General features: G+C 64.7%; 13 protein-coding genes. 8 read left to right on the top strand and 5 right to left on the bottom strand.

Annotation, left to right across the window (positions count from 1 at the left end; all coding sequences use genetic code 11):
- From AWC18_RS09785 to AWC18_RS09765, 5 genes are read left to right on the top strand one after another with little or no spacing between them, the layout of a single operon-like run.
- Nucleotides 1-414: a Zn-ribbon domain-containing OB-fold protein gene (locus AWC18_RS09785; protein ID WP_085138562.1), complete on the top strand. Its 414-nt coding sequence runs from the start codon at nucleotides 1-3 to the stop codon at nucleotides 412-414.
- Nucleotides 415-431: 17 nt separating this feature from the next.
- Nucleotides 432-1,538 (top strand): acyl-CoA dehydrogenase family protein, encoded by a 1,107-nt coding sequence (locus AWC18_RS09780; RefSeq protein ID WP_085138561.1) that lies wholly within the window; start codon nucleotides 432-434, stop codon nucleotides 1,536-1,538.
- Entirely contained in the window at nucleotides 1,538-1,990 is a 453-nt protein-coding gene (locus AWC18_RS09775; protein WP_085138559.1) for a MaoC family dehydratase, read from the top strand. Before AWC18_RS09780 ends, AWC18_RS09775 begins: the two co-directional genes overlap by 1 nt.
- Nucleotides 1,987-3,153 carry a lipid-transfer protein gene (locus tag AWC18_RS09770; RefSeq protein WP_085138558.1) on the top strand — a complete coding sequence of 389 codons (1,167 nt, stop codon included), beginning with the start codon at nucleotides 1,987-1,989 and terminating at the stop codon, nucleotides 3,151-3,153. Before AWC18_RS09775 ends, AWC18_RS09770 begins: the two co-directional genes overlap by 4 nt.
- 10 nt (nucleotides 3,154-3,163) lie before the next feature.
- Entirely contained in the window at nucleotides 3,164-3,763 is a 600-nt protein-coding gene (locus tag AWC18_RS09765; protein WP_085138556.1) for a TetR/AcrR family transcriptional regulator, read from the top strand.
- Between the two features lie 86 nt (nucleotides 3,764-3,849).
- Here the strand turns inward: AWC18_RS09765 and AWC18_RS09760 are convergent, their stop codons facing one another.
- Together AWC18_RS09760 and AWC18_RS09755 are read right to left on the bottom strand one after the other, a co-directional pair.
- On the bottom strand, nucleotides 3,850-5,055 hold the full coding sequence (locus AWC18_RS09760) for a cytochrome P450 (protein ID WP_085138555.1): 1,206 nt from the start codon (nucleotides 5,053-5,055) through the stop codon (nucleotides 3,850-3,852).
- Nucleotides 5,052-6,272: a CaiB/BaiF CoA transferase family protein gene (locus AWC18_RS09755; RefSeq protein WP_085138553.1), complete on the bottom strand. Its 1,221-nt coding sequence runs from the start codon at nucleotides 6,270-6,272 to the stop codon at nucleotides 5,052-5,054. The genes AWC18_RS09760 and AWC18_RS09755 overlap by 4 nt, the downstream gene beginning before the upstream one ends.
- A 319-nt stretch (nucleotides 6,273-6,591) precedes the next feature.
- Here AWC18_RS09755 and AWC18_RS09750 point away from each other — a divergent pair, with 319 nt between their 5' ends.
- The 3 genes from AWC18_RS09750 to AWC18_RS09740 all read left to right on the top strand — a co-directional run bounded on the left by AWC18_RS09750 (nucleotide 6,592) and on the right by AWC18_RS09740 (nucleotide 9,870).
- Entirely contained in the window at nucleotides 6,592-8,217 is a 1,626-nt protein-coding gene (locus tag AWC18_RS09750; RefSeq protein ID WP_085138551.1) for a class I adenylate-forming enzyme family protein, read from the top strand.
- Nucleotides 8,218-8,296: 79 nt separating this feature from the next.
- The gene (locus AWC18_RS09745) at nucleotides 8,297-9,055 is read left to right on the top strand and encodes an SDR family oxidoreductase (protein ID WP_085138550.1); all 759 of its coding nucleotides are present in this window, start codon (nucleotides 8,297-8,299) and stop codon (nucleotides 9,053-9,055) included.
- Between the two features lie 11 nt (nucleotides 9,056-9,066).
- The gene (locus AWC18_RS09740) at nucleotides 9,067-9,870 is read left to right on the top strand and encodes an SDR family NAD(P)-dependent oxidoreductase (RefSeq protein ID WP_085138548.1); all 804 of its coding nucleotides are present in this window, start codon (nucleotides 9,067-9,069) and stop codon (nucleotides 9,868-9,870) included.
- A gap of 9 nt (nucleotides 9,871-9,879) precedes the next feature.
- On the opposite strand, the gene AWC18_RS09735 is transcribed toward AWC18_RS09740, so the two are convergent.
- The 3 genes from AWC18_RS09735 to AWC18_RS09725 form a co-directional block, all read right to left on the bottom strand.
- Entirely contained in the window at nucleotides 9,880-10,731 is an 852-nt protein-coding gene (locus tag AWC18_RS09735; protein WP_234806478.1) for an SDR family oxidoreductase, read from the bottom strand.
- A 108-nt stretch (nucleotides 10,732-10,839) separates the two neighbouring features.
- Nucleotides 10,840-11,880: an NAD(P)H-dependent amine dehydrogenase family protein gene (locus AWC18_RS09730; RefSeq protein ID WP_085138546.1), complete on the bottom strand. Its 1,041-nt coding sequence runs from the start codon at nucleotides 11,878-11,880 to the stop codon at nucleotides 10,840-10,842.
- Nucleotides 11,881-11,893: 13 nt separating this feature from the next.
- Nucleotides 11,894-13,060 (bottom strand): cytochrome P450, encoded by a 1,167-nt coding sequence (locus AWC18_RS09725; protein ID WP_085138672.1) that lies wholly within the window; start codon nucleotides 13,058-13,060, stop codon nucleotides 11,894-11,896.
- Between the last annotated feature and the right edge of the window lie 23 nt (nucleotides 13,061-13,083).

Genomic DNA, 13,083 nt, shown 5'->3' with positions numbered 1-13,083 from the left:
ATGGCCCGCAGACTTGCGCCCTCGATCAGCCCCGACACCGAGTTCTTCTGGCAAGGCCTCAAGGACCACGAGCTGCGGATACAGCGGTGCACCGACTGCAAGGCCCTTCGGGTGCCGCCGCGTCCGATGTGCGGCAAGTGCCAGTCGTTGAACTGGGACTACCTGGTATCCGCCGGCAGGGGAACGGTTTACAGCTTTGTGATGCCGCAATATCCGCCGTTGCCCTTCCTGCAGTACCCCTACGTCGTCGCCTTGATCGAATTGGACGAGGGTGTGCGTATCGTCTCGAACCTGTGTGACATCGAGCCCGGCGACATCACAGTGGGCATGCCCGTTCAGGTCTTCTACGAGACCTTCGAAGCCCTGCCAAGCGGAGACGAATTGGTACTGCACCAATTCCGACCGGCACTCTGACCCGAGGCTGGACACACATGGACTTCTCTTTTTCCGACGATCAAGAGTCGGTCGCCAAGGTGGCCCGTCAGCTCTTCGAACACCACGCCACACCGGAGCGTCTCACCGAAGTCGAATCCGGCGAGGTTCGCTTCGACCCCGCGCTCTGGAGCGAGCTCGCTGCCTCGGATCTGCTGGGCATCAGCCTGCCAGAGGCCTTTGACGGCAGCGGTGGCAGCTTTCTCGAGCTGGGAATTCTGCTGGCCGAGGTGGGTTTCAGCGTCGCGCCGGTTCCCGTCTACCCCACCCTCGTGCTGGGCGCCGACACCCTTGTGCGACACGGTGATACCGAGATTCAGCAGCAGTATCTGCCCGAGGTCGTCGCCGGCCGCACCATACTCACAGCGGCCCTGACCGAACCGGGCAATTCGGCTGCCGACAAGCCGCGCTCGACAACAGCCCGGCGAGAGGGCGAGGTCTGGCGGATCGACGGCGTCAAGGACCTGGTGCCGGCCGGTCAACTCGCCGACGCAGTCATCGTGTCGGCCATCGCCGATGACGGCCCGGGCCTGTTCCTCGTGGATTCAGACACCGCGACCCTCGAGGTCAAGCCTGCGGCGACCACGCACGGCGAGCCGTACGCCGACCTGTCCTTCGAGGGCGCGATCGGCCGCCGCCTGGGATCGGCCGACCCGGGCCTGGTGACGTCGCTGTACACCCGGGCGCTGGTCGCCATGTCAGCAATTCAGGTCGGTGTCTGCGAACGGGCGCTTGGACTGGCGGCGACCTACACCAGCCAGCGTGAGCAGTTCGGCCGGCCCATCGGCTCCTTCCAGGCGGTTCAGCAGCGGATGGCCGACGCCTTCATCGACACCGAGGCCATCCGCTGGACCACGTGGCACGCGGCCTGGCTGATCGCCGAGGGCCGCCCGGCCGACCGGGAAGCGGCGATCGCCAAGTTCTGGGCGGCCGAAGCGGGGGCGCGCGTGCTGAGCACGGCCCAGCAGGTACACGGCGGTATGGGCATCGACGTCACCTACCCGCTGTCCCGCTACTTCCTGTGGGCCAAGCACATCGAGCTCGCCCTGGGCTCCGCCTCGCAACAACTGACTCGACTCGGCCACGCGTATCTGGAAGGACACTGATGAACGCCACTGCGACCCGGCACACCACGTTGCCGTTCGATGCCATTGACGTCGGCGACGAGATCACCCCGTTGGACGTGCCCGTCACCGCCACGCTGATCGTCGCGGGTGCGATCGCCTCGCGCGACTACATGCCGGTACATCACGATCGCGAGTTCGCCACTCGCCAGGGCTCCCCGGACATCTTCTTGAACATCCTCACCACCAACGGGTTGTGCGTGAAGTTCCTCCACGATTGGGCCGGCCCCGAGGCGATGGTCAAGAAGTTGTCGATTCGTCTCGGCGTGCCCACATTTCCCAACGACACCCTGCACTTCACCGGAACGGTCACCGGCAAGTCGGTCAGCGACGGCGAAGGCCTGGTCGAGGTTTCCCTCAAGGGGACCAACCGTCTGGGCGATCACGTCTCCGGCACCGCCGTGCTCAGCCTCCTCGAGGGTGTGGGCGAGTGAGCGGAATCGGCGGCAAGGCGGCCCTGGCGGGTATCGGCCAGACCGAGTTCTCCAAGGAGTCCGGCCGTACCGAGATGCAGCTGGCCTGTGAAGCGGTCAAGGCCGCGATCGCCGATGCCGGGCTGCGCCCATCCGACATCGACGGCATGGTGACGTTCACGGTCGACGAGAACGAGGAGATCGAGGTCGCCCGTAACGTGGGCATCGAGAACCTGACGTTCTTCACCAGGGTCCCGCACGGCGGCGGTGCGGCCGCGGGCACCGTGATGCAGGCCGCGATGGCCGTCGCGACCGGGGCAGCTGAAGCAGTGGTGTGCTACCGCGCCTTCAACGAACGCTCCGGCTTCCGATTCGGCGGTGCCGGAAGGCAACCCGGCGTCACCCCCCTGTGGATGGCGCCGTACGCCCCCTTCGGGTTCATGACGCCGGCCGCCTGGGTCTCCCTGCACGCCCAGCGATACATGTCGACCTACGGCGTGACCAACGCCGACTTCGGCAAGATTTCGGTGATCGACCGCAAGCACGCGGCGAACAATCCGGATGCCTGGTTCTACGGCAAGCCGATCACCATCGAGGAACATCAGCAGTCCCGCTGGATCATCGAGCCGGTGGTTCGCCTGCTCGACTGCTGCCAGGAGAGCGACGGCGGGGTCGCGATGGTAGTGACCAGTGTGGAGCGGGCCCGCGACCTGCCGCACCCCCCGGCGGTCATCACCGCGGCTGCCCAAGGCGCCGCCTACGACGGCGAGGTGATGACGAGCTACTACCGCGACGACATCACCGGCCTGCCCGAGATGGGCGTCGTGGGCAACAAGCTGTGGGCCGACTCCGGACTCAAACCGGAGGACATCTCCACGGCCTTCCTCTATGACCACTTCACCCCGTTCGTCTTCACCCAGCTCGAGGAGCTTGGGTTCTGCGGCCGGGGTGAGGCGAAGGACTTCGTCGACGTCGACGAACTCTCCATCGGGGGACGCCTGCCCATCAACACCAACGGCGGCCTGCTCGGCGAGGCATACATCCACGGCATGAACGGCATCACCGAAGGTGTCCGCCAGGTCCGCGGGACCTCGTACAACCAGGTCACCGACGTCGAGCACGTCTTGGTGACCTCGGGCACCGGCGTCCCCACCAGCGGTCTGATCCTGGCACCGGACCACTAAACTTGCCCAGATGACGCAAGTCGCGGCCGCAGACACCAGAACCGCCATCATCTCGGCGGCCTTTGCCTGCTTCCGCACCCGAGGGCTCGCCAAGACGACCATCGTCGACATCGCGCGGGCCGCGGACATCTCCCGAAGCACCGTCTATGAGTACTTCAAGGACAAGGAGACCATAGTCGAAGCGTGCGCCGAAGCGGCGTCACAGCGTTTCTACCGCAACATGGCGACGGCGATCGACCGCCACGGCGGCAGCACCCTGGAAGGCAAGCTGGTCCGCGCGGCGGTGTTCGTCTGCCAGGCTCGTCGGGTGGTGGAACCCGAGGTGTATTTCGACCAACAAGAAGTCGGCCTGATGCTGACCAAGAACGCCGCCAACCTGCTGCAGGAATGCGCCGAGTTCATCGCGCCGTACCTGTCGGCTGCACGCCACACCGGGGAAGTGCGCAAGGACCTCGACGTCAATGCTGCCGGCGAGTGGCTCGCGCGAATGTTGTTCTCGCTGTTCAGCACGCCCTCGCCGCAGGTTGATATGCGAGATGACGAGGCGGTCGCAGAGTTCGTCCGGCCATTCATTGTCCGCGGACTCATCGACGACCGGTCACGCCGCTAGTCTGACGCGAATTCCCGTACCGCACGGGCGATCCTCACTCGGTACACGGTCGCCGGGCCACGGTGGCCCACTGCCTCACGGACGCCTCAACCCACCCGTCGCACCGGCACATTCGACCACCCACTGACGTTGGACATGGCGACCCGTCGAAGACCGGAACGGTCTACCTTGTAGGCGGGAAGCAGGTCCAGCAGGGCGGTCAGCGCAATACGGCTCTCCATTCGAGCCAGGGCGGCGCCCAGACAGCTGTGCACGCCGTAGCCGAACGACAGGTTGAATCCCATCTTGCGTTCCCGGTCGATGTCCAGCCGGTCCGGGTCGGGAAACTTCCGCTCATCGCGAGTTGCCGCGCCAGTGATCAGCACCATGGTGCTGTCGGCGGGAATGGTCTGACCGTACAGCGTGACCTCACGGGTGGTGGTCCTGACCTGATACTGCGACGGGGGTTCATAGCGCAGCAACTCCTCGATCGCTGCCGGGATCTTGCTGCGGTCGTTCTGCAACTCCTGCCACTGCTCTGGGAAATCGGCAAAGGCCACCATCGCGTTTCCCACCAACTTGGTCACGGTCTCGGCGCCCGCTCCACCCAACATCGTTGCGAACCCGGCGATGTCGACGTCGGTGAGCCGCTCCCGCGTACCGTCCTCGGTCTCGATCTCGGTCTCGATCAGGCGGCTGATCATGTCGTCTTGAGGCTGCGCCCTGCGGCTTTGGATCAGTTTGAGATAGTAGATCCACGTCTTCACCGACGCCTCGAAACCTTCAGGCGGGACGGCGATTTCGCCTACCCGCCGCTCCACCAGCAGATCCAGCCACTCGCGGATCTGCGTACGATCCACTTTGGGCACCCCCAGCATGGTGGTGATGACCTCGTTGGGAAACAGGGCCGAGAAGTCGGCGACGACGTCGAACGAATCCGCATCCACCTGCTCGATGAGCTCGTAGATCTTCTCCCGCACCATGTCCTCCAGCGACGCAATGGCGCGCGGGGTGAACGCATTGCTGACCAGCTTGCGCATTTTCGTGTGGTCGGGCGGGTCCATGGAGATGATGACCCTCGGCACCGGGATGGCGTCATCATGCGCCTTGGCCATGTCGAGCGTCACCCCCTTGGCGGACGAATACGTCTCGTGGTCTCTCGATGCGGCCGCAACGTCCTCATACCGTGACAGCGCCCAGAAGTCCCATTCGGCGTTGTAGTAGAGCGGCGCCTCATCCCGCAGCCGGCGGTAGGTGTCATACGCGCCGTTGAAGAACTCTTCGGAGAAGGGGTCGAACTCGACGGGCTTCACAGTATGGCACCGCTTTCCTTGTACTTCTCGATGGATTCCCAGGTCATTCCGGCGTCCATCAGAACCTCTTCGGTGTGCTGTCCGTGCTCGGGGGCGCCCGGCGGGACGACCGGCTGTTCGTCGAATTGAACCGGATTCGTGGGCAGGGCATAGTCGATTCCGGCCATCGTGGTGGTCTGCGCGACATATCCATTGGCGACCACCGCGGGATCCGAGTAGAGCTCGCCAGGCGTCTGCACGATGCCCCAGGCGCCGGACAGACCGGCGAGCGCGGTACGCCATTCGGCAAGTGTGCGCTCGGCAAACGCCTGGTCCAGCAGCGCGATCAGAGCACGTCGATTCTCATAGCGTGCGGCCGGGTCGGCGAAGCGGGGGTCGTTGACCAGGTCGGCAAGCCCGATGGCGCCCAGGGCCTCGGCGAAGAACTTGTCGAGTTGCAGCATCATCAGCTGCACGTAGCGTCCGTCCTTGGTGCGGTAGGTGCCGACCAGTGGATTCGGCGCGTCGGCGTGGCTGTAGTTGGGAATGGACGTGCCGCCGTGGATCTGGCCCACGGCGACGTCCGGGCTGAGGTTCCACGCCGCCAACCCGAGTAGCGACACATCGACGACGGAGCCCTCACCGGTGGTGGCCTTCTTGTACAGCGCGGCGGCCACCCCGCCCGCGATCGTCATGCCGCCGAGCAGGTCGCCGAAGGCCGGGCGGGATCGCACCAGCTCATCAGCCCCTTCGGTCAACATGGCGGCAATGCCTCCACGGGCCCAATAAGACACACCGTCATAGCCCGGCTTGTCGGAATCCGGACCCTTCGGCCCGTGTCCGGACCCCCGCACGTAGACAATGGCGGGATTGACAGCCCGAATGTCGTCGATGTCGATCCCGAGCTTCTTTCGACGCTCCGGCAGGTAGCTGGTCAGAAAGACATCACAGGTCTTGGCAAGTTCGTGGACCACCTCCCGGCCGCCCGGCGTACTCAGATCGACACCGATGGACTTCTTGCCCCGATTGGGAATCTCGATCATGTAGTTGACCGCACCCCCGCCTTCATCGACGATGCCCATGGTCACCAGCCCACGCTGCGGGTCGCCGCCCGCTCGCGGTTCAACCTTGATCACCTCGGCCCCCCATTCCGCCAGTACCGCACCGGCCGAGGGCACAAAAGTCCACGCCGCAACTTCGAGCACTCGCACTCCCTTGAGCACCTTGTCGGGAGACATCAACCCTCCATGTTCATGCGGCCGTGCCGGCGCAAAGGCGGCAGCGAAGCGCCGTAAATGGTGATTCTTGTTTTTGAGAACGATACCCGACGAAGGAACTGATCAGTCCCGAATCACCGGCCCTGCCGCCGAATGAAACCTGCCGGCGGTAGCGGGGGTCAGACCTGGTGTATCCGGCTCCGGCAGTAGGGACGGCCGCTTCGCCGAACAGATTCTCGGGCTGTCGCGCCCGCGGTCCTCCGATGGTGCTCGGCGGCATGTTCAGGGGAATGCCCGCGAGTGAGAGTATTCATTCTCTTTTTCGGTATTGTTGGCGCTCATGCCGTTCCCTTCGATCACCGCGACCGTACCCGCTTTGGTGCGCTCGGCGGCTGCCCGGTTCGGGGACAAGCCGTTCCTGATCACCGACGGTGACGTACTGAGCTACGACGACCTTCAGCGCAGGTCCGCGCGACTGGCGCTGCGCCTCTTATCGATGGGGGTCGGTAAGGGCGATCACGTCGGACTGCTGATGCCCAACAGTGTGGAGTGGGCGATCACATGGTTCGCGGTCACGCGGATCGGCGCCGTCGCCGTGCCGTTGAATACGTTCTACAAGGCCTCGGAACTGTCATGGACCATCCGCCACGCCGATTTGCGCACCATCGTCGGCTGGTCATCGTTTCGCAGTCAGAACTTCTGCGAGCTGCTGGAAGAGGCCCTGCCGGGACTGTCCCGGGTGCAGACGCCGGGCCGGATTCAGCTGCCGCCGGCTCCGCATCTGCGCACGGTGGCGATCTGGCACGACACCGACAAGGCTTGGGCGACGGGCTTTTCCGAGGATGACCACTGCGATGTCGACGCCGCACTGTTGCCGGAAGTCGAATCGTGCGTGACGCCGGCCGATGAGGCCGCGATCATCTACACCTCGGGCAGCACCGGAGAACCGAAGGCTCCCGTGCATACCCAGGGTGTGGTGGTCCGGCACTCCTACAACCTGACCTTCTCCTACGGCATAACCACCGACGACGTGCTGTTCACCTCGATGCCCTTCTTCTGGATCGGAGGGCTGATCGTTGGGCTGCATGCGGTGATTCATCACGGCACAACTCTGGTGACGCAACCGGCGTTCGATCCCGGCGAGGCCCTGGAGCTGATAGAGCGTCACCGGGCGACTATCACCCTGGGGTGGCCTCAGCAGGGCTCGAGTATGGCCGCGCATCGCGAGTTCGCACACCGCGACCTCAGTTGCGTGATTCGCACGAGCATGCCGGCGATGGTGCCCCCGGACCGACGGCCACCAGGACCGAATGCGCTGGGCATGACCGAGTTGTGCGGTAGCCACATCGGCGTGGACCCCTACATCGCACAGCCCCCCGATCGCACCGGCACAGGGGGGTGGACCCTCGACGGACTGGAGCACATCATCGTCGATCCCATAACCGGTGCGGAGCAGCCGGTCGGCGCCTCCGGCGAGATCTGGGTGCGGGGTCGGTCCCTCATGCAACGCCTCTACAAAAAGGAGCGCGATGAGGTCTTCACCCCGGACGGCTACTACCGCACCGGCGACTGCGGGGTCCGTTCCGCCGACGGGTGGATCACCTTTTCGGGCCGCCTCGGCGAACTCATCAAGACCGGCGGGGGCACCAATGTCACGCCCTCGGAAGTGGAACTGGCGCTCAGTGAGTGTGAGGGCGTACTCGAGGCTTACGTCGTCGGCGTGGAAGACGAGGACCAGGGAGTCATCGTCACCGCGGCCGTAGTGCCGCGAGAGGGGGCCGACCTCGACGCCGAGGCGCTGCGCGCAGACCTGCGTACCCGGCTGTCCACATACAAGGTGCCCAAATACATCTGGATAACCGACAAAGGCCAATTGCCCTTCACCGCCAGCGGAAAGGTGAAGAAGAGCGAACTGGCCGCCCAGATCCAGCACCGGCGGGCGGCCACGGCGGAGACGTCACCATGACAGCACCCGTCCAGCCATCGGGCCCCAGCCGCCGATCGGCGGGAATCGTCAAGGACATCACGAGTAGACAAGGGCGCAGATGAGCGATCCCCATTCCAACATCGCCGGTATCCGAATGTTGATCGTCGGAGCGACGTCAGGAATCGGGCGGGCCCTGGCCCGAGCCGCTCATCAGCGCGGCGCCACCGTCGCATTGGCCGCTCGGCGGATCGAGGTGCTCGAGGAACTCGCCCGCGAGTTGGACGGAACAGCACATGAACTCGACGTAGCCAACCCCCGGGCCATCGAGAGCGTCGTCGATCAGGTGGCCGCCCGGTTCGGCCGCATCGACGCGGTGGTCTTCACAAGTGCCGCAGTACCATTCGCCCTGATAGACGACACAGACGTCACCACCTGGATACACGCCTACGCCGTCAATGCGGTCGGTGCATCACACCTGCTGCGGTCGGCTCTGCCGCATCTCAGCGACAATGCCGTCGCACTGATCGCGTCCAGCCACGAGGTGGGCCGACCGCGAGCCGGGGTGTCTGCCTACCATGCCAGCAAGGCTGCCCTGGACGAGATCCTGCGCTCCTGGCGTGCCGAGCACCCGGAGCTTCCCGTCATCCGGGTCAGTGTGGGGCCCACTGAAGACACCGAGATACTGCGCGGAGCCGACCGCGACCTGCTGGCAGACCTCTACAGCGCCTGGGCGCAAGAAGGCCAGATTCCGGCTCGGATGTCCGCGGTGGAAGACGTCGCCAATGCGATGCTGTCGCTGATCGCGGTGGCGCGCGCGAATCCTTCGGTGGTCACCGAGATCGTGCACCTCGCGCCGCGGATCGCCAAACCGAAATAGGGAGCACGGTAATGGATCTCGGCTATGCAGAATCGACCGCGGTAGTCACCGGCGGCAGCAAGGGCATGGGCCTGGCTATCGCCGAAGGCCTGGCAGCAGAGGGCGCCAAGGTGGCCATCATGGCACGAGGGCGCGACGGATTGAACGCGGCCGCCGAACGCATCCGGGCAACCGGCGCCCCGGAAGTCCTGCCGATCAGTGTGGATATGTCCGATGCCGACTCCATAACGGCAGGATTCAGTTCGGTTCGCCAGGAGTGGGGCGCGCTCAACGTGCTGGTCCACACCATCGGCCCTGACGCCGGGGCGTTCGACGAGCTCGATGATGACGCCTGGCATGCGGCCTTCGACTTGGGAACGATGTCGGCCGTCCGGTCGATCCGTGCCGCACTGCCGTTGTTGCGCCTCGCCCCGTGGGCCCGCATCGTCACGCTGTCGGCCCACTCCATCCAGCGCCAAAGCCCCCGACTGGTGGCCTACACGGCGACCAAGGCGGCCTTGTCGAGCGTTACCAAGAACCTCTCGAAGAGCCTTGGGCCTGAGGGAATCCTGGTCAACTGCGTGTGTCCGGGCACCATCGTGACGGCGAGCTTCACCGAGAACCTGCGAGACGTGCTGAGTGCCGCCGGCTTCGACTCCTCCGATCCCCACGACGTCATGCGCTGGGTCGAGCAGACTTACGGACACCCCTGCGACCTGGGGCGTGCCGGCAGGCCCGAGGAGATCGCCTCGATGACGGTCTACCTCGCTTCACGCCGGAATGGCTATGTGACCGGAGCGACGGTCAATGTCGACGGCGGATCGGATTTCATCTGAGGACGCGCCTCAGCTCTTCTTAGCCATCTGGTCGGCTGCGGTGTCAGTCCATTCCGCATTGTGGCGGTCCATCGTGACGGCGCCGTTCCATCCCCCGTCGGTCCACAGCACCGTACCGCCTACGTAGCTGAGTCTGCGACTGCCGAGGCACACCAGGGGCCAGGCCTGCTCCTCGGGCCTGGAATAACGTCCGACCGGCCCGACAGCATCGTCCAGCGTCTTCTTACCGAAAGAGTCTTGAAACACCGGCATCATCGCGGTCTCGGTGGGACCGGGGTTGATGCAGTTGATGCGGATGCCCTTTCGCCCGAGCTCGGGGTACCACCAGCCCACCCACGCATCGATGACGTATTTGGAATAGGCGTATCCACTCCACGACCACTTGCTCTCGTTCGCCTTCAACCACTCCACGGCGCCGTCGAAACCGTCCGTCTCGAGCAGGCCGGTGACGGTCTTGATGTGGTTCTGCCATCCGATGGCGGCCGACGACGAAATCACACTGATCGCCGATCCCTCGGACATTTTGGGCACCAGCTGTTCGGCAAGATGGCGTGCCCCGACGAAGTTGACCAGGATGGTGTCCCATTCGCTGAACGGCGGTCCCGGCAGGCCGGCGCAGCTGAACAGACCGTCGATGGGACCGTCGATCGATGCCGCGACCTCTTCGATACTCGTCCGGTCCCGAAGGTCGATCGTCAGAGTGCGGGCGACCTTTGCGCTGGTGGGCTTGATGTCGAGCGCTGTGACCTCCGCGCCGAGATCGGAGAGGATGCGGGCGGTGGCCTCCCCCATGCCCGATGCCGCACCGGTCACCACAACGGACTGCCCTGCGTAGCCCAGCACGTCCTCCATCAGCAGCATCCCTTCGATCTCATGATTGCGAGAGCATTGTTTAACGAATAACGAGAATTGATATTATCACGCAGCTACCCCCGCTTGACTTCAAGCGGGACAATCGATTTGCGCACCTCACCGTCCCCCCACGCGATACGGCTCTATGGTCGACAGGTCGTAGAGTCCCGGCGCCGCGGCAAGCACCGTCGGGATGGTATTGATGGCGTGCATGGCGGTCGCCAGGCAGCCCTGCTCGGCATGGTCTTGGCCCTCGGAGCCGATCACGAACTGCAGCCGCATGTCGGGTTCTCCGGAGAAGGTCACCTGGTAGCCGATGTCGGTCGGCCAGGCCGGCGCCAGGTCATCGGCCATCCGGGTCAGATGCTCGACCGACAGGGTGAGCTCGCCACAATCGACATGCACGCCGAAGCGCATTGCCGCCACGGTGCCCTCGGGTATGTGACCGGCGGCCACGGTCAGCGCGCGAGGTGTGGTGACCACTTCGCGGTACCCCTTGTACCCCTTGATCTCCAGGCCGAGCGCCTCGGTCAATACGGTTGCGCTGCCGATCCAGGCGATCGCGGCGTATTCCGGATTGGACAGCAGTGGCGTGGTGTCATCCGGCAGGTGGCCAAAACCCATGGCGTTGAAGATCAGATCGTGGCTGGCATAGGTCGAGTAGTTCAACACCTCCCGCACCCCGATGTGGGTGGTGTGTGCGGCCAGGCGCGCCAGGACCGGCGCGAGCGATTCTCCGATGAATCCTGGGTACAGGCCCAGGCCGAGGAAGGACGACGAGCCCGCGCGGCAGGCGGATTCGATGCCATCCGCCAGTCCGGCGTCCAGTGAGCGGGGGTGGACGAATCTGCTGCCGGTGGCGACCACGTTCTTGCCGGAGGCGAGCAGGTCGCAGACGTCGCGGAAGCAGCCCGGGGTGTCGGTCTCGACTTTTCCCATGTAGAGCACGATGTCGGCATCTGCCGCGATGAGCGCGTCCCGGTCGTCGGTCGTCCTCACTCCGGTGTGTGGCAGCCCGCAGAGTTCTCCGGCGTCTACCCCCGATTTGGCCGGGTCGTAGACGCGCACTCCCACCAGCTCCAGATCGGGCCGGTTGATAACGTGCCGCAACGACATCATGCCGGTCACGCCGGTGGCCCACTGGATCACTCGCGTCATGCGCCGCCTCTTCTCAGTCCCAGATGACGTCGAGTCGCGGCGGTGACCGGAATATGGTTCCCGATATGTACGGCGGTGCCGCATCGGGATCCAGCCGAAGACCGGGCAGTTCGTCGAAGAGCGCCTGGAAGATCTTGGTGGTTTCCAAGCGGGCCAGATGCATTCCCAGACATACGTGTGCGCCGTGGGCAAAACCCAGGTGCGGCTTGCGTTCCCGGAAAATGTCGAATTCCTCCGGCTGCTCCCACCGAGTCTCGTCATGGTTGGCGCTGCCCAGACTGAGCATCATCGTCGATCCCTGCGGAATGCGGACCCCGGCCAACTCGGTGTCGCAGGTGACTTCCCGCATGAAGTTCAACAACGGAGTCTCCCAGCGAATCCCCTCCTCGATGGCCTGGGGCAACAGGCTGCGATCCGCACGCACCGCCTCGAGCTGATCGGGGTGGGTCAACAGTGCCAGCGCCAGGCTGGCGGTGGAGCGGGCTGTGGTCTCAGCCCCGGCCGGCAACAGATTTCGCATGAAACCGTAGATCTGCTCATCGGACATCTTGACGCCGTTGACTTCCGCGGCAGCCAGTATCGAGACCATGTCGTCGCCCGGCTTACGCCGCTTCTCCGCAAGGATTTCCACAAAGTACTCGCGCAGCTGCGCTGAGGCGTTCATCGCGGTGTCCATATCGGCACGAAAGCCCAGGAGGTCGATCGCCAGCCGATGGAACCACAGCACGTCGGCTTCGGGAAGTCCCAGAAGGGCGGCGATCACCCGCACCGGGATCGGTGAGAAGACGGCGTCGACGAGGTCCGCCTGTTTGTCGGCCTTGAACGCGGCGATGGTGCGGTCCACCAGGGGTCCGACGAGTTCGCCGTCCCATCTCTTCATCGATGACCTCGCGAAGGCGAACTCGTGCAGCCTGCGATAGGTGGCGTGTTCGGGCTCCTGCATCTCCAGGATGGTCGGGCCCTGCAGCGGACGCACCACGTTCTCGTAGCAACGCGTACTGAAGGTCAGGTTGTCGGTGAATACCGCTTTGACCGCATCGAAGGAGTAGGCCGTGAAGGTCTGCGGTCCGTCGGTGTCTTTGCCGGCCAGCCCCATCTCGGGCCAGCCGGGATGCACTGCGGCCTGTTCACGCAGCGTCTTGAGGAGGGGGTAGGGCGACGCGTCGCCGTCTGCGCCCATTCCTTCGTTGAATCTGCGTTGAG

The sequence above is a fragment of the Mycolicibacter nonchromogenicus genome (genome assembly GCF_002101775.1).
Taxonomy (GTDB): Bacteria; Actinomycetota; Actinomycetes; order Mycobacteriales; family Mycobacteriaceae; genus Mycobacterium; species Mycobacterium nonchromogenicum.
This window is presented reverse-complemented; position numbering and strand designations above follow the sequence as displayed.

Coding starts and splice junctions, on each gene's coding strand:
- AWC18_RS09785 (WP_085138562.1), top strand. CDS start 1: ATGGCCCGCAGACTTGCGCCCTCGATCAGCCCCGACACCGAGTTCTTC.
- AWC18_RS09780 (WP_085138561.1), top strand. CDS start 432: ATGGACTTCTCTTTTTCCGACGATCAAGAGTCGGTCGCCAAGGTGGCC.
- AWC18_RS09775 (WP_085138559.1), top strand. CDS start 1,538: ATGAACGCCACTGCGACCCGGCACACCACGTTGCCGTTCGATGCCATT.
- AWC18_RS09765 (WP_085138556.1), top strand. CDS start 3,164: ATGACGCAAGTCGCGGCCGCAGACACCAGAACCGCCATCATCTCGGCG.
- AWC18_RS09755 (WP_085138553.1), bottom strand. CDS start 6,272: ATGTCTCCCGACAAGGTGCTCAAGGGAGTGCGAGTGCTCGAAGTTGCG.
- AWC18_RS09750 (WP_085138551.1), top strand. CDS start 6,592: ATGCCGTTCCCTTCGATCACCGCGACCGTACCCGCTTTGGTGCGCTCG.
- AWC18_RS09745 (WP_085138550.1), top strand. CDS start 8,297: ATGAGCGATCCCCATTCCAACATCGCCGGTATCCGAATGTTGATCGTC.
- AWC18_RS09740 (WP_085138548.1), top strand. CDS start 9,067: ATGGATCTCGGCTATGCAGAATCGACCGCGGTAGTCACCGGCGGCAGC.
- AWC18_RS09735 (WP_234806478.1), bottom strand. CDS start 10,731: ATGCTGCTGATGGAGGACGTGCTGGGCTACGCAGGGCAGTCCGTTGTG.
- AWC18_RS09730 (WP_085138546.1), bottom strand. CDS start 11,880: ATGACGCGAGTGATCCAGTGGGCCACCGGCGTGACCGGCATGATGTCG.
- AWC18_RS09725 (WP_085138672.1), bottom strand. CDS start 13,060: ATGGGCGCAGACGGCGACGCGTCGCCCTACCCCCTCCTCAAGACGCTG.